The following is a 15353-nucleotide window of genomic DNA, read 5'->3' as shown; positions in this document are numbered from 1 at the left end:
CGGACCATCGAAACAGACCGGGTCTTGTAGAGCACGGTCTAAATAACCGCACTACAAGAAAACGATGTTGATAGAACCGTGGTTCAGCGGTCCTCGCTCCACATTTTGCCCTCGGAAACGCAGCCCTGCATTTTACTTTTGCAATAGTGGATACCGGTCAGCTTTCGGCGAATTTGGGCAGTGTTTGATCGAACACATTCCCTTCAGTGTCCACCGCGCGTACGCGGATCGTCGGCGCACCGTTATCGCGATAGCCGAAGCGGAACACCGGGTTCTCGCTGACCGAGATGCCGCCCGTGAGGGTAAAGAGCTTCTCTTCACCTTGGAATACTTCCATCTCTTCGATGAAATGCGCCGAGATGAACAGCTGCGTCACCTGATCGCGCTGCAGCCCGGAATAGTTGGGATGGCGGATCATGATTTGCGCCTCACGCCGTTGGCCCGACATCTTGGGCGCGTCGTCAAAGGTTTTCAGTCGCATCTTGCCCATATTGGCCAGCGCCACTTCGGGATCGCGGGAGGCCGGGGCAGAGCACCCACCTGAAGCTTTCACGAAACGCCCGCTCATATAGGTGCCGGTCTCTGTCTCGGCGACGAGACGCACGTTGGAATACTGATTCACCCGCACGCGAAGTTCGAAATCCAGCGGGGCCATGGCATCCCCGAAAGTCAGGTCCGCCGCCATCGGGGCCGGGTTTTCATCAATCACCAGCATCGCCTCGCGGATCGGGGTGGCATCTTCGCTCTGGTGAATGCGGATCGGTACTGTCGCGGCATCATGGGCGCGGTAGGGGGCGTCAATCTCAAACAGCCCAGACCCATCCTGCGGTGTTACCTCTCCAATCAGGTCTACCCGAAGATCCTCCCAAGTGGGGCTTTCGGTCAGCGGATTATCCTGCGCAAATGCACCCTGAGCGAGTAATGCCACCACGGATGCAGCAATCAGATGTTTCATATCGGCCTCCTAATGCGCTTCGCGCAAGGTTGGGTCACAACATTGCGGAAAGACGCGCTGTTGCGCGCTCTCTAGCACAAAACCCGTATTTCTGAAATGCTCCTTAAGGATCGGTCGCGCGGACGTGAAAAAAATAAGAAAGTGCCGGGGCAAGCAAAAAAGGGGTTTTCCCATGTTTGAAGCCGTCATTATGGCCTGTCTGGTTGCCGACCCGGCGCTGTGCCGCCCGGTTTTGCTGCCGGGATATGAAGCGTCGGCGCTTGCCGCTTGTGAAGCAGCACTTGCAGATCGGCCGCCTGTACCGACTTTGGCCGAGGGGATCGAGCGTGGCGCCATAACCTGCCAACCCATTGGCCCTGTTGCCCGTGTCGAGGAGGTCGCTGCGGGTGTCTTTGCACATCGTGCAGTCATCAGCGATGCGGCACCCGAGAATGGCGGTGATGTCGGCAATGCGGGGTTCGTAATTGGCGGCGATTCCGTTGCGATGATTGACGCGGGCGGAGCGGCACAGGTAGGCGAGGCCCTCTATCGTGCCATTCGGGCCAAGACCGATCTGCCGGTCAGTCATGTGATCCTGACCCATATGCATCCCGATCACGTGTTGGGCGCGTCGGTCTTTGCTGCCGCCGGCGCCGAAGTGGTTGGCCATGCCGGGTTAAGCCGCGCGCTGACCGACCGGGCGCAGACCTATCTTGATAATTTTGGCCGCCTGATCGGGAAACAGGCATTTATCGGCACTAGGGTGCTGCTGCCCGATGTGACGGTTGAAAGCAGCATGTCGCTGGATCTGGGTGGGCGGGTGCTGGAGCTGCGGGCCTGGCCCAGCTCTCATACCGGCTCGGACCTGACGGTGGGAGATGTGACAACCGGCACGCTGTTCACCGGCGATCTGGTGTTTCACGTCCACACGCCGGCGCTGGACGGGTCGGTGCTGGGGTGGCAGTCGGTGCTGGCCGACCTTCGGGGGATTGAAGGTTATACGCAGATCGTGCCCGGCCATGGTGGTCCGGTGCTGGACTGGCCTGACGGCGGTGGGGCGCTTGCCGGCTATCTTGATGTGCTGGTAGACGAGACCCGCGAAGCCATCGCCCGCGGCGATAGCCTGGCGGAAGCGGTAGAGAAGGTGGCAACGGGCGAAATGTCCAAATGGGAGCTGTTCGACCTGTTTAACCCGCGAAATGCAACCGTGGCGTATACCGAGCTTGAATGGGAGTAACCGGGGCGGGTTCAATGGAGACGGCTAGCCGACGTTAGTTTGCAGAGCGGATTTCCCGGACTTTCGCTGCGCTCGCTCATATGTCGGCTAAACCTCGTTGATCGACGCTATACCCCAGTGATTCGCAAATTCGCGATCGCCGTATCTATTGGGAGATCCACGCCTCCTTCGACCTCTTTGGCAAATCATAGGATAGTTACCATTTTCGGCGCCGCCACAGAAGTTTGTACGACGTTCTCGGTTTCTTCGCCGCTGGTCAAATCAACAAGTTCAATCAATTGTTTGATGATCAAACTGTCGTAGCACGCATGGACCGGATACAGATCTGGACTGGTGCTTCCGCACTATTTGGCCCTACTGAAAATTGGTATCAATAGTATTAGACGGCAGCCTCTGGGCCATCGACACAAGCGGTTCAGATAAAAAAAGTTCTAACGACATCACCTCTCAGGATCTGGCGATTTGCCTGAATTCTGATTGACGAAATATCTGCTGTTTGGAGGATTCTAAAATGACCGCAACGCTGACAGCTCAAGATTTGGCAGACACATTTGATGCTTTCAACCGACACGATGTGGACAGTGTCATGAAATGCTTTGCCGATGATTGTGTTTTCTATACAGTTGGCGGGCCTGAGGTTTTTGGTGCAAAAATCGAAGGTTCCGATGCTATCGCACAGGCCTTTTCCGCAGTTTGGGCCGCAATGAAAGATGCGCACTGGGATCACCACAGTCACTTTGTGCACGAAGATCGCGCCGTTTCTGAATGGACTTTTTCGGGAACCGACGAAAATGGCATGCGGGTTGAGGCACAAGGTGCAGATCTGTTCACGCTGCGCGACGGCAAGATCATAGTCAAACAAGCACTGCGCAAAGCACGTCCTGCGTTCAAAACCTGATAACGCGCCATATCCGTGCGATGAGGGATGGGAACAATGCCTGATAAATTACGCCCCCGACACTGGCCCAAAGCATCTTATGATCCGAAATATGATCCCATGGTTGATGCTGGCCCGGGGCACAACCGCGATCATGCGCCAACTTATTGGATTGGAACGGCCGGTAACCCGCCCGAAGACGATGGTCCTGTATCTGGGGACATCGACGCTGATGTCGTTGTCATCGGATCCGGTTATACCGGGCTGTCGACGGCCATACATCTGGCCAAAGAACACGGCATAAAGGCGACCGTTCTGGAGGCTAATACGGTATCCTGGGGCTGCTCGACTCGCAATGGAGGACAGGCTCAGATTTCATCCGGGCGGTTGAAACGATCGCAGTGGATTCAGCGTTGGGGCGTTGACATTGCAAAGAAGATGCATGCCGAAGTCTGCGAAGCCTTTGAGCTGTTTAATGATCTGATCGGGTCCGATGATGTTGACTGTGATCCTCAGCCCGGCGGTCATTTCTATCTGGCGCACCGCGCCAAGGTCATGCCCGTCCTCGAGAAGGAGAGCCAGCTTCTGAACGACACATTCGGCTATGGTAGCCGTGTGATCGGGCGCGAAGAGCTTCATGAAAATCATTTGCGTGATCAGGAAGCGCACGGTGCCATGTGGGAACCCGACGGGACGTGCATTCACGCCGGCAAGCTGGCGTTCAGTTATGTTCGGCTCGCCCGGAAACTAGGCGCTGCTGTTCACACCGCCAGTCCGGTCATGGGCTGGAGAGTGAAAGACGGGGTGCATCATCTGACGACACCTGGGGGGACAGTCCGTGCAAAGGCCGTAGCTCTGGCCACGGCGGGATACACACCGCCCGGTCTGAACTATCGGACCAAGCATCGGCTGATGCCGATACTGTCAAACTCGATCGTGACGCGTCCACTGACGGACGACGAAAAAGCGGAATGTGGCTTCCAAACGCATTCACCGCTAACGGATACGCGGACGCTGCGGCACTATTATCGATATTTGCCGGATGGTCGTGTTCAGATCGGAAGTCGAAGCGCCATCACCGGCAGAGACGCGGAAAACCCCAAACACCTTGCGCTGCTTCGCAAGGGCCTGCACCGTAAATTCCCGGCACTGACCGATATCGATCTGGACTATTCCTGGTGGGGATGGGTGGATGTCAGCCACGACATGATGCCGCGCATCTATCAACCTGACCCTGATCGCACGGTCTTCTACGCTATGGGCTATGGTGGCAATGGCGTGATGTATTCGGCTCAGGCGGGCAAAAGGCTTGCACAGCTCGTTGCTGGCAAGAAGCTTGATCCTGAACTGCCGATCTTCAACTCGGCGTTGCCAAGTCACGGCATCCTGACGCCATTCAGGCGGCTCGGGCAGCGCGTAATGTACCCGTATTACTATTTAAAGGATGAAATCCTGTAGGCTTTGGGCGTGGGCGGCCTTGAGGGTGGCCATCGAAGAGCGTGGCGCTAAATTTGCCCCGCGCACCCAAGAACACGGTAACGATCTGCTTTAGAGCAGCAATGAACCAGGAGTGCGAAGAGCATGGCGCCCAATGTGATTAACTTTCAGCTCGACGGCGGAACGACCACAAACCGTCGGCTTGCGGATTTACCTGACCGCGTGGTCGAAGGCGATCCGCAACATGAGACGAGGTCGTTGTTTGTCAGCCCTGATGGCAGCCTTCTGTCAGGGACCTGGACCAGCACACCAGGTAAATGGATTGCATTCTCGGACCGTGACGAATTCTGCTACATCATTTCTGGTCACGTAGAACTGATATCTGACGACGGCGACATCCAAACTTTCCGCGGCGGAGATGCTTTTCTTATCCCAAACGGGTTTTCTGGTTTTTGGAATGTGATTGAAACTACAACCAAGCACTACGTTATACGCGACTATTCCAAGGCTTAACGGACGGTAAATTCAAAGCAGTCGTTACAACGAACACCTTAGATGTGTGCAGCATAGCAGTCGATCAAGACCGAGATATCGGATTGTCGGCCTCAAAAATGATCAGCCTATTGTTCAACCACGATGGGCCATTGATTCACCCAAACCTACTCGGTCAACAATTCTGACCAGTTGGTGCGTTTATGCATGATACGCAGGATGTCGATGCCCCATTCAGCGCGCCGATAGATCACCGGATGTTCGCGGTGGGGATGGATATGTACGGGCGGCGTGAACCCGTCGCGTTTGCGGGTGATTTCGGGAAACTCTGCCAACAGGCTGAACGCTGCGTCCAGCGCAGTCAGATGGGTGACCGCCTGGGCGGATCCTAAGTTGGTTTCGGTGTAGATCCAGATATCGGCAATGGCTTGCGGGCGCAGCCTGATCTCAGGGTTTACTCAGCCTGCTCCGGCGGTCTTGTCCAGAAGATAGGCAGACATATCAAAGCTCCGCGCCTCGCCGCTGTTCAGACCGTCCTCGATCACACCTTGCATCTCTTCGATTGCCTGCTGGCGAAACTGATCCCGACGAATGAGGTCACGGACACAGTCGCTGACATTACTGTAGCGGCCATTTTTGGTGCGCGACTCCACCCAGTCTTTCATCGGGTGCGGGAGGCAGACGTTCATCGTAGCCATAAGGGAAAATTGGGTGTTTTGGCAAAGTTCGTCAAGATTTCACGGTGCGTCCAGATGCTTCGCCAGCGCTTGTGCGATTGAATAGGCGCGCTTTTCCATCAGTACCGGTGTTTCGCAGACATAGGTCAGTGATTGCTGGCGGTCACGGTAAATCCGCTGATCCCAGTCAAGCTGCTCTTCGATCTCGTCGACCTGGTCGAAATCGGGTTCGTCCTGCGCCATCAACAAGTCCATCTTGACCCGCAGGTCGTCAATCCGCCTGGCGGCGTCAATCTGCGCCAGGGAATAACGCGAGATGCCACCGATCAGCCGTGCGCGTTCATTGTCGATCCGTGTGAAGACATCGCGGAAGATTTGCCCGAGCACGCCGTTATCTGCCCTGGGTGTTTCCGCAACGAACTGATCGATCAGCGTTTCCGCATCCTCGATCGGAACACGGCGCAGGACCAGCGTACCTACAAGATCCTGTGCGACCTCACGCAGATCGTCGGGCAAGGGACCGTCGGGTACCGGTTGGGCCCACATGATACCCAGCGACAAACGTTCCACCTTGCGCTGGATGCAGGGCCATTCGGGATCGGAAAAATCCGCCGCCGGTGCCGGACCAACCGAAATGGCCGCCACAATGCCGGCAAGAATGCAAAAAGCGATACGCATGTCAGGTCTCCTTCCGATTGAAACAGAAGTGTAGCGGGGTCGGTGCCGATGTCTACGGGGACCAATACCAACCAATGTCTTAATTGCCGGACACGAGCGCGCGCCTATACGCTATTTAGGTCAGCCGGGGGACCGGCACTGAATCATTTTGAACGGAGTATTCCCCATGCGCACACGCGCCGCCGTAGCCCTTGAGGCCGGCAAACCGCTTGAGATTATGGACGTTCTACTGGACGGCCCGAAGGCTGGTGAGGTCCTGGTGGAGATCAAGGCGACGGGCCTGTGTCATACGGATGAGTTTACCCGTTCGGGCGACGACCCAGAGGGCATTTTCCCCGCCATTTTGGGTCATGAGGGCGCCGGTGTGGTGGTTGAGTTGGGCGAGGGCGTGACCTCGCTTGAAGTGGGCGACCATGTGATCCCGCTTTATACGGCCGAATGCCGCGAATGCGAATACTGTCTGAACCCCAAGACCAACCTGTGCCAGAAGGTACGGGCGACCCAGGGGCAAGGGCTACTGCCAGACGGCACAACGCGGTTTTCGATGCTCGATGGCACGCCGATACATCATTACATGGGGTGCTCGACCTTCGCCAATCACACGGTTGTGCCCGAGATTGCACTGGCCAAAGTGCGCAAGGACGCACCGTTCGACAAGATTTGCTATATCGGCTGTGGCGTGACCACGGGCATTGGTGCCGTAATCAATACCGCCAAGGTCGAAATTGGCTCGACCGGGATCGTGTTTGGCCTGGGCGGCATCGGCCTGAATGTCATCCAAGGCCTGCGATTGGCGGGAGCCGATCAAATTGTCGGTGTGGATGTAAATGACGGCAAGGCCGAGATGGCCCGCCACTTCGGCATGACCGATTTCGTTAACCCCACCAAAGTTGATGGCGATATCGTTGCCCATCTCGTCGAACTGACCGGTGGTGGCGGTGATTACACCTTTGACGCCACGGGCAATGTGAACGTCATGCGCCAAGCGCTGGAAAGCGCCCATAAGGGCTGGGGCGAAAGCATCATCATTGGCGTTGCGGGGGCCGGGCAGGAAATTGCCACGCGCCCCTTCCAGCTTGTCACCGGCCGGGTCTGGCGCGGCACTGCATTTGGCGGGGCGTCAGGGCGCACGGATGTACCTAAGATCGTCGACTGGTACATGCAGGGCAAGATCGAGATTGATCCGATGATCACCCACAACCTGAAACTGGAAGAGATCAACCATGGGTTTGATCTGATGCACGAAGGAAAATCCATTCGCGCGGTGGTGGAGTTCTGATCCCGATGGAGCTTCAGTCGCGCAATTCATGTTTTGGGGGAGAGCAGGCGGTTTACACGCATGCCTCCGATGTGTGCGGCGTCGATATGACCTTTGCGGTATATCTCCCACCGCAAGCGTCCTCCCGGTCAGTGCCAGTTCTCTGGTATCTGTCCGGGCTGACCTGCACTCATGAAAACGCTATGACGAAAGCCGGGTTACAGCAGCATGCCGCCGTATATGGCTTAGCGCTGGTGTTTCCCGATACCTCGCCGAGGGGTGACAGTGTGGCCGATGACGAAGCCTATGATCTGGGGCAGGGCGCAGGCTTCTACCTCAATGCGACGCAGGCGCCGTGGAAGCCGCATTTCCAGATGTATGATTATGTGGTCAAGGAATTGCGCGGATTGCTGCAAGGCGCTTTGCCGATCAACGACTCCCATGGTATAACAGGGCATTCGATGGGCGGGCACGGAGCACTGACCATCGCCATGCGCAACCCGACGCGCTATGGCTCTGTCTCTGCCTTTTCACCGATCCTGAACCCGACGCAATCCGACTGGGGGCGCAAGCAGTTCAGCAGCTATCTGGGTGACGATGAATGCACCTGGGCCCAGCATGACGCCACGGTTCTGATCACGGAAAACGGCTGGCACGGTGATATCCTGATCGACCAGGGCGCCGATGATCAGTTCATCGACCTTCTGCGACCGCAGGCTTTTGCCGAAGCCGCCGCAGCCCGCCGTCAGCCCTGTGTTCTGCGGACACACGCAAATTACGACCACAGTTACTTCTTCGTCGCAAGTTTCGGAGAAGATCACGTTGCCTGGCATGCCGAACGGCTGCACGGCATGAGTTAGGTACAAAGGAAGACCCGACATGAAACGCACGTCCCTGCTGATCACCACCTGCCTGATGGCTGTTGCCTTCGGCAGTGCGGGTTTTGGCAGCGATGATACCGCCGGGGAGGTGGCGTTTGAGATCAACGGCGATGCCGCAGCGGGCGAAAAGGTGTTTCGCAAATGCAAGGCCTGCCATGCGGTCGGCGAAGGCGCTGAACACAAGGCCGGCCCGGTGCTGAACGGCATTCTGGGCAAGGCTGCCGGAGCGTCCGACGAATTCAAGTATTCCAAGGCATTGATGGAAAAGGCCGACGCTGAAACGCTGGTCTGGAATCCTGAAACGCTGGCTGAGTTTCTGACCAAACCGAAAGATTTCATCAAGGGAACAAAGATGACTTTTGCCGGTTTACGTAAGGAAGACGATCGCGCCAACGTGATCGCCTATCTCGCACAATTCGAAGGCGAGACCATAGAATGAGCTGCCTGTTGAGGTGGCCTTTCCCGACCGATGGCCCCACGCCCCGGCCGGGAGTGCTCACACGGAGCACATGCGGAGCGAACTTGAAATGCGGTCTGCAAACTTACCTTAGGGAGGTTACAATATGAGAAAAACTCTAACCTTAACAGCAGGCCTGTTATTGGGAACGACCAGTATGGCCGTTGCCAATGACGGGCTGTCGTCGATGATGGAGGACCCGAACCAGTGGGTCATCCAGACCGGCGATTATAAGAACCAGCGCTATTCTGAGCTGGACACGATCAACCGTGACAATGTCGGTGACCTGCGGGTTGACTGGACGTTTTCGACGGGTGTTCTGCGCGGGCATGAAGGCTCGCCTCTGGTGATTGGCGATGTGATGTACGTGCACACGCCGTTCCCCAATATCGTCTATGCGCTTGATCTGGCAAATGACGGCAAGATCCTCTGGAAATATGAGCCCAAGCAGGATCCGGATGTGATTCCGGTGATGTGCTGTGACACCGTCAACCGTGGCGTGGCTTATGCCGAAGGCAAGATTTTCCTGCATCAGGCCGACACGACAGTAGTTGCGCTGAACGCGGAAACAGGTGCCGTGGAATGGAGCGTCAAAAACGGCGATCCGGCGATTGGCGAAACCAATACCGCCACCGTGCTGCCGGTGAACGACAAGATCATCGTGGGTATCTCCGGCGGTGAATTTGGTGTTCGCGGGTCGGTCACAGCCTATTCCATTGCAGATGGCAGTCAGGTCTGGCGCGCCTATTCGATGGGCCCAGACAGCGACATCCTCGTTGATCCGAACGCCACCACCCATCTTGGCGAGCCTGTCGGCGAAAACTCGGGCACCAATACCTGGGAAGGTGATCAGTGGAAAATCGGGGGCGGCACCACCTGGGGCTGGTACTCGTACGATGCCGAAGAAAACCTGATCTACTACGGCACCGGCAACCCCTCGACCTGGAACCCGGCCCAACGGCCCGGCGACAACCGCTGGTCGATGACCATCATGGCGCGTGATGCCGATACCGGCATGGCAAAATGGTTCTACCAGATGACCCCGCATGACGAGTGGGACTATGACGGGATCAACGAAATGATCCTGACAGAGCAGGAAATCGACGGCGAGATGCGCAAGCTTCTCACGCACTTTGACCGGAACGGCCTGGGTTATACCATGGACCGTGTGTCGGGCGAATTGCTGGTCGCCGAAAAATTCGACCCTGCTGTCAACTGGACCACGGGCGTGGACATGGACCCGGACTCGGACACCTACGGGCGTCCCGCAGTCGTGGCTCAGTACTCGACCGAGCAGAACGGCGAAGACGTCAACTCCACCGGCATCTGTCCGGCGGCTCTGGGATCGAAAGACCAGCAACCCGCTGCCTACTCGCCGAAAACCGAGCTGATGTACGTGCCGACCAACCACGTCTGCATGGATTACGAACCGTTCCGTGTCAGCTATACCGCTGGTCAGCCCTATGTGGGTGCAACCCTGGCCATGTACCCGGCCCCCGACAGCCATGGCGGGATGGGTAACTTCATTGCCTGGGACAACACTGATGGGTCGATCAAGTGGTCCCTGCCCGAGCAGTTCTCGGTCTGGTCCGGTGCTCTGGCCACGGCGGGTGACATCGTGTTCTATGGCACGCTCGAAGGCTATCTGAAGGCCGTCGATGCCGAAACGGGTGACGAGCTTTATAAGTTCAAAACCCCCTCGGGTATCATCGGTAACGTGATGACCTACAGCCATGGCGGCAAACAATATGTCGCCATCCTGTCGGGCATCGGTGGCTGGGCCGGGATTGGCCTTGCGGCCGGTCTGACAAACCCGAATGATGGTCTGGGTGCCGTGGGCGGCTATGCCGCGCTCAGCGACTATACCGCATTGGGTGGTCAGCTAACCGTGTTCAGCCTGCCGAACTGATAGGCTGGTAAAGACTGGTAAACCAAGGGTTGGCGCGGCATCATGCTGCGCCAACCACTCGCTTGAAGACGAGTGAAAATACTTAGTATGCGCGCAGGACCCGCGCACCAGAAAACAAGCGTCTCGCAAAACTCACCGGGACGCTTTTGATGAAAGGTAAGACACCCATGCGCCTGACCGCTGTGCTGCTGGCCTCCGCCGCCCTAATTCTCACCGGATACCCCGGAAGCGCGCAGGAGGCTGATGACGATCCGAATATCGCTGTCGCATACGAAGAGGACGGCCGGTATTTCACCGAAGACGATATTCCCACCTATAACGTAGCCGAAGACGGCACGATTGACTGGCGGACCTATTCGGGTTTTCGCCGCTATCATTCGGAATGCCATGTCTGCCACGGCCCCGAAGGCGAAGGGTCGACCTATGCGCCCGCGCTGAAAATCTCCGCGATGGAAATGGACTACTACGATTTCGTCGACGTGGTCGTGAACGGCCGCAAGGTGGTCAGCAGTTCGGAAAACTCGGTCATGCCCGCCTTTGGCGATAACCCGAACGTGATGTGCTATCTTGACGACATCTATGTTTATCTCAAGGCACGGGGCACAGATGCGGTTGCCCGCGGCCGCCCCGGCAAAAAGGAACCGAAATCGGACGTGATCCGTGAAGATGAAAATGCCTGCCTGGGCTAGGACCCTTCTGCTGATCGGGGCGCTGCTGTCGGCGGCACCTCTGGCGGCGCAAACCTCGGATCTGGTATCGCAATCCAGCCTACGGGTCTGCGCCGATCCCGCCAATGCGCCGATGTCCGACAAGGCTGGCAACGGATTCGAAAACAAGCTGGCCGAATTTGTCGCCGCCAAACTGGATCTGCCGCTGAAATACGAATGGTATCCAATGGCCACCGGGTTCATCCGCAACACCCTGCGGGCGAATAAATGTGACCTGGTGATTGGCTACGCCCAGGGGCATGAGATGGTGCTGAACACCAATCATTACTTTACCTCCGCCTATACGATCGTGACGCGAAAAGCAGATGAGATTGCCGCGGTTGATGCGCTCTCGGATGAACGGCTCAAAGGGCTAAGCATCGGCATCGTAGCCGGATCTCCGCCCGCCACCCACCTGGCGCGCAACGGGCTGATTGCCAAGGCACGGCCCTATAACCTGGTGGTGGATCGCCGCCATGAATCGCCCATTGTCGACATGCTGGGAGACCTGAACGCCGGTGAGATTGATGCCGCCCTGCTCTGGGGGCCGATTGCCGGGCCACTGGTGAAATCAGACTTCCCCGATCTGCAGGTCACGCCACTGCTGAAAGAGACATTGCCGCCGCGGCTGTTTTTCCGCATCACTATGGGCGTACGTCAGGGCGAAAAGGTCTGGCAGCGCAAGCTCAATTCGCTGATCCGTCGCAATCAGGATGAAATCAACGGCATTCTGGTAGAAGCCGGTGTGCCGCTCCTGACTGATATGGGGTCCGAGATGCTGGACCTCGCACAATGATCCGGGCGCTGGCATTGGCACTGTGTCTGCCTCTGGCCGCCATTGCCGAAACCGTGCCGGAACCCGAAAATTACAGGACGGATCATTATCGCGCATTGGTGCCTGCAACGCTGCAGGGCGCCACTGTTGTCGGCCCGAAAGAGGCTTACGCGCTGTGGCAGGAAGGCGAAACCGCCTTTGTCGACGTCCTTCCACGCGCGCCCAAACCGGACAACCTGCCCGAAGGCACGATCTGGCGCGAAAAGCCACGCCACTCGATCCCGGGGTCAATCTGGCTGCCGAATGTTGGCTATGGCGACATTGCCGACGTCACCCATGCCTATTTTCGCGCCGGGCTGGAAAAGGCAACGGGCGGCAATAAGGATAAGCCCGTGCTGTTCTTCTGCCTGGATGAATGCTGGATGAGCTGGAACGCCGCGAAACGCGCGCTGGAATACGGGCACAGCCAAGTCTACTGGTACCCCGAAGGCACAGATATGTGGCAGTTCGAAGACTATCCGTTGGAAGAGATCGAGCCGGAACCGGGATATTAGTCCAAAGCCGCGCGGATAAGCCTCTCAGAAACCGGTCACCCGGTATTGTTCCCTGGCCTCAGTACCGTCCGTGTCGCTCATCAGGACATCGACAACCTGCACATCAGCCGGAACCGACAGGCTGATTTCGGGGTTTTCGCTCAGTGAAATGCTTCCCGTCATCTCCAGATAGTCCTGCCCATCGACACCGATCGAAACCGTCTCGACATAGCGCATCGGAATGTACAGCAGCGAAATCTGATCCATTTGCATGCCCGAATGGCTGGGATGGTCGATATTCAGCGTCATTTGCTTAACATAATTCAAATTATCCGCCATTGAGATTTTGACCAGAGAGCTCAGCTTCTCGGCAGCGCCGTATTCGGTGACGCTGATATCCATGTTGCCCAGCGTGGCCAGCGCAACTTCGGGATCGGTACCCGGAGGCGCCGCACAGGCCCCCTGCCCCGATGTTTTCACGAAAGTTTCCGACATGATCAGCTGCCCATCAGTGGTTTTCGCCACGATATGCAGCGGTGTCGGGCCATTCACGCGCATCTTTGTGTCGAAATCAAATCGTCCCATCGGCTGCTTGAACGTAAACACCGCCGAGACCGGCATCGGGTTTTCATCCAGAATGACCGTGACGCTTTCCAAAAGTCGGCCCGCGGGGGCCTCTACCGTGGCACCGATATTGGTGCGCGCATCCAGTTCCGAACGGTATGGCGCGTCGATTTCAATCAGCCCCGCCCCCGAAGTCAGCGCCAGATCACCATAAAGCGCATCCTGCAAGTCGGGCCAGCTGGGTTCCAGCGCAAGCGCCGGTCCACCCGCCAGAAGGCAGAGTGCAGTTGTGCTGATCAATGCGCGTTTCATCTCAATCATCCTTTCCATACCCGTCGGCCACGAAACGCCCGAAAGCGCGCGGCCCGTCACCGGTTTCGATCTCTCCCACTACGGTTTTGCTTTGCGCGTCGATGACGCTGACCGTGTTGGAAAACCAGTTTGCCACCAGGACAAATCGGCCATCGCCCGTCACATCGGTACCTTCGGGATACTCCCCGACCTGCAACGTGTGCGTGACGGACAGGGTTTCAAGATCAAAAACACTGACCGTATCGGCGTATTGGTTTGTAACAAAACCGGACCCTTGTGCAAAGGAAATACCGTACGGTCGCGTACCGACTTTGATCGTAGTGACCACCCTGCCCTGCTGCGGATCGACAACCGTCACGCTGTCCGAACCGACATCGGCGGTAAAGAGCCGCCCACGCGGCCCGAGCGAAAGGCCAAAAGGACGCACACCAACCGTCACCGCATAGCGTAACTCCCCTGAATCGAGGTCAAAGACCGACACCTGATCGGCATCGCGGTCGGCGCTGGCCAGCCACGTCCCGTCCGGTGACACCACAAGACCCGCAGGGGCGCTGCCGGTGCGCAGCTCGCCAGTAACGCTCAGATCACCGGCATCCAGCACCCAGATTCGTGCATTGTACCAGTCCGATACGTAAACCCTGTCGCGCACGGCGCCATAAGCAATGCCAATCGGCCCGCCATCTAATGTCACCTCGGCCAGTAGCGCGCCATCGCGCAAGGCGAACCGACGCACCTCTTTGCTGTCTGCGCTTACGGTGTAGAACGCCCCCCGCCCCACGGCTATGCCAGCCGGCATACCCGGCACCGCGATCCGCGCCACCTCTGCATGCACCTCCAGGTCCAGTACGCTCAGATCGCTGCTGTTTTGATTGGTGACAAAGGCAAACTCTGCCGCCACGGGCCAGGCGGCACAGCCAAAGATTGCAACGGCAAGTGTCCTAATTGCCGGCAAACCGCGCCGCCAGCGCATCCAGACCCGCCTGATAAACGCCGGTCACGGCGGCCACCGCAGCCTCGTCATTCAGCTCGGGCGGTGGGTCATTGTTGGGATAGCCGCGATAGAACGCGCCGCGCCATTCCACGACCGAGCCGCCTTCCGCCCCCGGTTTCACCGTCAGATGCGAGGAATAGTTCGTCACCGGCAACACCTCTACGGCAACCTCGGTAATGCGGTAGGAATAGCTCATCTTCTCGTCCGAGTACTTGTACAGCACCTCGTCAATCGTTGGCCCGCCCTCGGCGCCCAGGGTCAGGATGCGGGTGGCGTCGATCTCGTTGCCATTCTCGCCGATCGAGGAATGCACCGCCGGGTGCCAGCTCATGTCCTGAAAATTGCCGATCACAGCCCAGACTTCTTCTGGTGGCGCTGCGATATCGGCGGTCAGGGTTACCTTTTGACGCGTCGGGCCATGCGCCTCTGCCATTATCGGTACGCAGAACAACAACACCGGCAACGCCGCAATCAGGATGCGTCTTAATACTTGCATGTCAGTCCACCTGTTTGATCTCGGTCCTTGTCAGTCTAGATGCGTCCTACTTTCCCGCAATGCGCCAAAGGTATCGGTTTTTCATCGCTACCGAATTGGTGCACACTACGGAAAACAGAGAATACTGCAGGGGAGGAT

Annotated in this window: 18 protein-coding genes; 11 read left to right on the top strand and 7 right to left on the bottom strand. The window is 57.5% G+C overall.

All coding sequences use genetic code 11. The annotated features are described in order from the left end of the window. Positions 1 to 157 precede the first annotated feature (157 nt). A complete protein-coding gene (locus LC334_RS18430; protein ID WP_085801861.1) occupies positions 158 to 955 on the bottom strand; it encodes a quinoprotein dehydrogenase-associated SoxYZ-like carrier in 798 nt (265 codons plus the stop codon). Between the two features lie 172 nt (positions 956 to 1127). Here LC334_RS18430 and LC334_RS18425 point away from each other — a divergent pair, with 172 nt between their 5' ends. The 4 genes from LC334_RS18425 to LC334_RS18410 all read left to right on the top strand — a co-directional run bounded on the left by LC334_RS18425 (position 1128) and on the right by LC334_RS18410 (position 4998). Next, on the top strand, positions 1128 to 2171 hold the full coding sequence (locus tag LC334_RS18425) for a quinoprotein relay system zinc metallohydrolase 2 (protein WP_085801860.1): 1044 nt from the start codon (positions 1128 to 1130) through the stop codon (positions 2169 to 2171). A gap of 511 nt (positions 2172 to 2682) precedes the next feature. Then, positions 2683 to 3069, top strand: coding sequence for a nuclear transport factor 2 family protein (locus LC334_RS18420; RefSeq protein ID WP_085801859.1), 387 nt, complete (start codon positions 2683 to 2685; stop codon positions 3067 to 3069). 36 nt (positions 3070 to 3105) lie between these two features. Next, entirely contained in the window at positions 3106 to 4506 is a 1401-nt protein-coding gene (locus tag LC334_RS18415; protein ID WP_085801858.1) for an NAD(P)/FAD-dependent oxidoreductase, read from the top strand. A gap of 123 nt (positions 4507 to 4629) precedes the next feature. Next, on the top strand, positions 4630 to 4998 hold the full coding sequence (locus tag LC334_RS18410) for a cupin domain-containing protein (protein WP_085801857.1): 369 nt from the start codon (positions 4630 to 4632) through the stop codon (positions 4996 to 4998). 146 nt (positions 4999 to 5144) lie between these two features. Here the strand turns inward: LC334_RS18410 and LC334_RS18405 are convergent, their stop codons facing one another. The 3 genes from LC334_RS18405 to LC334_RS18395 are packed head-to-tail and all read right to left on the bottom strand — an operon-like array spanning position 5145 to position 6332. Next, complete coding sequence (locus LC334_RS18405) at positions 5145 to 5393, bottom strand: type II toxin-antitoxin system RelE/ParE family toxin (RefSeq protein WP_280522445.1); 249 nt, start codon at positions 5391 to 5393, stop codon at positions 5145 to 5147. A gap of 42 nt (positions 5394 to 5435) precedes the next feature. Continuing rightward, positions 5436 to 5666 carry a type II toxin-antitoxin system ParD family antitoxin gene (locus LC334_RS18400; RefSeq protein ID WP_306372164.1) on the bottom strand — a complete coding sequence of 77 codons (231 nt, stop codon included), beginning with the start codon at positions 5664 to 5666 and terminating at the stop codon, positions 5436 to 5438. Positions 5667 to 5714: 48 nt separating this feature from the next. Further along, entirely contained in the window at positions 5715 to 6332 is a 618-nt protein-coding gene (locus LC334_RS18395) for a hypothetical protein (protein ID WP_085801854.1), read from the bottom strand. Positions 6333 to 6498: 166 nt separating this feature from the next. On the opposite strand from LC334_RS18395, the gene LC334_RS18390 reads away from it, so the two are divergent. From LC334_RS18390 to LC334_RS18360, 7 genes are all read left to right on the top strand, one after another. Next, on the top strand, positions 6499 to 7611 hold the full coding sequence (locus LC334_RS18390) for an S-(hydroxymethyl)glutathione dehydrogenase/class III alcohol dehydrogenase (protein ID WP_085801853.1): 1113 nt from the start codon (positions 6499 to 6501) through the stop codon (positions 7609 to 7611). A gap of 5 nt (positions 7612 to 7616) precedes the next feature. Continuing rightward, positions 7617 to 8450: an S-formylglutathione hydrolase gene (fghA, locus tag LC334_RS18385; protein WP_085801852.1), complete on the top strand. Its 834-nt coding sequence runs from the start codon at positions 7617 to 7619 to the stop codon at positions 8448 to 8450. A 19-nt stretch (positions 8451 to 8469) separates the two neighbouring features. Continuing rightward, on the top strand, positions 8470 to 8910 hold the full coding sequence (locus LC334_RS18380) for a c-type cytochrome (RefSeq protein WP_085801851.1): 441 nt from the start codon (positions 8470 to 8472) through the stop codon (positions 8908 to 8910). Positions 8911 to 9034: 124 nt separating this feature from the next. Next, positions 9035 to 10837: a lanthanide-dependent methanol dehydrogenase XoxF5 gene (xoxF5, locus tag LC334_RS18375; protein WP_085801850.1), complete on the top strand. Its 1803-nt coding sequence runs from the start codon at positions 9035 to 9037 to the stop codon at positions 10835 to 10837. 149 nt (positions 10838 to 10986) lie between these two features. Next, complete coding sequence (locus LC334_RS18370; protein WP_217809127.1) at positions 10987 to 11526, top strand: c-type cytochrome, methanol metabolism-related; 540 nt, start codon at positions 10987 to 10989, stop codon at positions 11524 to 11526. After that, positions 11510 to 12340 carry a substrate-binding domain-containing protein gene (locus tag LC334_RS18365; RefSeq protein ID WP_085801848.1) on the top strand — a complete coding sequence of 277 codons (831 nt, stop codon included), beginning with the start codon at positions 11510 to 11512 and terminating at the stop codon, positions 12338 to 12340. The genes LC334_RS18370 and LC334_RS18365 overlap by 17 nt, the downstream gene beginning before the upstream one ends. Then, positions 12337 to 12873 (top strand): PQQ-dependent catabolism-associated CXXCW motif protein, encoded by a 537-nt coding sequence (locus tag LC334_RS18360; protein ID WP_085801847.1) that lies wholly within the window; start codon positions 12337 to 12339, stop codon positions 12871 to 12873. Before LC334_RS18365 ends, LC334_RS18360 begins: the two co-directional genes overlap by 4 nt. A gap of 24 nt (positions 12874 to 12897) precedes the next feature. Here LC334_RS18360 and LC334_RS18355 read toward each other — a convergent pair whose 3' ends face one another. From LC334_RS18355 to LC334_RS18345, 3 genes are read right to left on the bottom strand one after another with little or no spacing between them, the layout of a single operon-like run. Beyond that, positions 12898 to 13728 carry a quinoprotein dehydrogenase-associated SoxYZ-like carrier gene (locus LC334_RS18355; RefSeq protein ID WP_085801900.1) on the bottom strand — a complete coding sequence of 277 codons (831 nt, stop codon included), beginning with the start codon at positions 13726 to 13728 and terminating at the stop codon, positions 12898 to 12900. Between the two features lies 1 nt (position 13729). Continuing rightward, entirely contained in the window at positions 13730 to 14698 is a 969-nt protein-coding gene (locus LC334_RS18350) for a YncE family protein (RefSeq protein ID WP_085801846.1), read from the bottom strand. After that, positions 14667 to 15215 (bottom strand): SRPBCC family protein, encoded by a 549-nt coding sequence (locus LC334_RS18345; RefSeq protein ID WP_085801845.1) that lies wholly within the window; start codon positions 15213 to 15215, stop codon positions 14667 to 14669. The genes LC334_RS18350 and LC334_RS18345 overlap by 32 nt, the downstream gene beginning before the upstream one ends. Positions 15216 to 15353: the final 138 nt, after the last annotated feature.

Source organism: Roseovarius aestuarii (assembly GCF_019966515.1).
In the GTDB taxonomy this organism is placed as follows: Bacteria; Pseudomonadota; Alphaproteobacteria; order Rhodobacterales; family Rhodobacteraceae; genus Roseovarius; species Roseovarius aestuarii.
This window is presented reverse-complemented; position numbering and strand designations above follow the sequence as displayed.

Bases quoted from the DNA above. Each gene is read 5' to 3' on its own strand.
- LC334_RS18420 (WP_085801859.1), top strand. From the start codon at position 2,683: ATGACCGCAACGCTGACAGCTCAAGATTTGGCAGACACATTTGATGCT.
- LC334_RS18365 (WP_085801848.1), top strand. From the start codon at position 11,510: ATGCCTGCCTGGGCTAGGACCCTTCTGCTGATCGGGGCGCTGCTGTCG.
- LC334_RS18370 (WP_217809127.1), top strand. From the start codon at position 10,987: ATGAAAGGTAAGACACCCATGCGCCTGACCGCTGTGCTGCTGGCCTCC.
- LC334_RS18355 (WP_085801900.1), bottom strand. From the start codon at position 13,728: ATGAAACGCGCATTGATCAGCACAACTGCACTCTGCCTTCTGGCGGGT.
- fghA (WP_085801852.1), top strand. From the start codon at position 7,617: ATGGAGCTTCAGTCGCGCAATTCATGTTTTGGGGGAGAGCAGGCGGTT.
- LC334_RS18345 (WP_085801845.1), bottom strand. From the start codon at position 15,215: ATGCAAGTATTAAGACGCATCCTGATTGCGGCGTTGCCGGTGTTGTTG.
- LC334_RS18415 (WP_085801858.1), top strand. From the start codon at position 3,106: ATGCCTGATAAATTACGCCCCCGACACTGGCCCAAAGCATCTTATGAT.
- LC334_RS18380 (WP_085801851.1), top strand. From the start codon at position 8,470: ATGAAACGCACGTCCCTGCTGATCACCACCTGCCTGATGGCTGTTGCC.
- LC334_RS18410 (WP_085801857.1), top strand. From the start codon at position 4,630: ATGGCGCCCAATGTGATTAACTTTCAGCTCGACGGCGGAACGACCACA.
- LC334_RS18430 (WP_085801861.1), bottom strand. From the start codon at position 955: ATGAAACATCTGATTGCTGCATCCGTGGTGGCATTACTCGCTCAGGGT.
- LC334_RS18425 (WP_085801860.1), top strand. From the start codon at position 1,128: ATGTTTGAAGCCGTCATTATGGCCTGTCTGGTTGCCGACCCGGCGCTG.
- xoxF5 (WP_085801850.1), top strand. From the start codon at position 9,035: ATGAGAAAAACTCTAACCTTAACAGCAGGCCTGTTATTGGGAACGACC.
- LC334_RS18400 (WP_306372164.1), bottom strand. From the start codon at position 5,666: ATGAACGTCTGCCTCCCGCACCCGATGAAAGACTGGGTGGAGTCGCGC.
- LC334_RS18395 (WP_085801854.1), bottom strand. From the start codon at position 6,332: ATGCGTATCGCTTTTTGCATTCTTGCCGGCATTGTGGCGGCCATTTCG.
- LC334_RS18350 (WP_085801846.1), bottom strand. From the start codon at position 14,698: ATGCGCTGGCGGCGCGGTTTGCCGGCAATTAGGACACTTGCCGTTGCA.
- LC334_RS18360 (WP_085801847.1), top strand. From the start codon at position 12,337: ATGATCCGGGCGCTGGCATTGGCACTGTGTCTGCCTCTGGCCGCCATT.
- LC334_RS18390 (WP_085801853.1), top strand. From the start codon at position 6,499: ATGCGCACACGCGCCGCCGTAGCCCTTGAGGCCGGCAAACCGCTTGAG.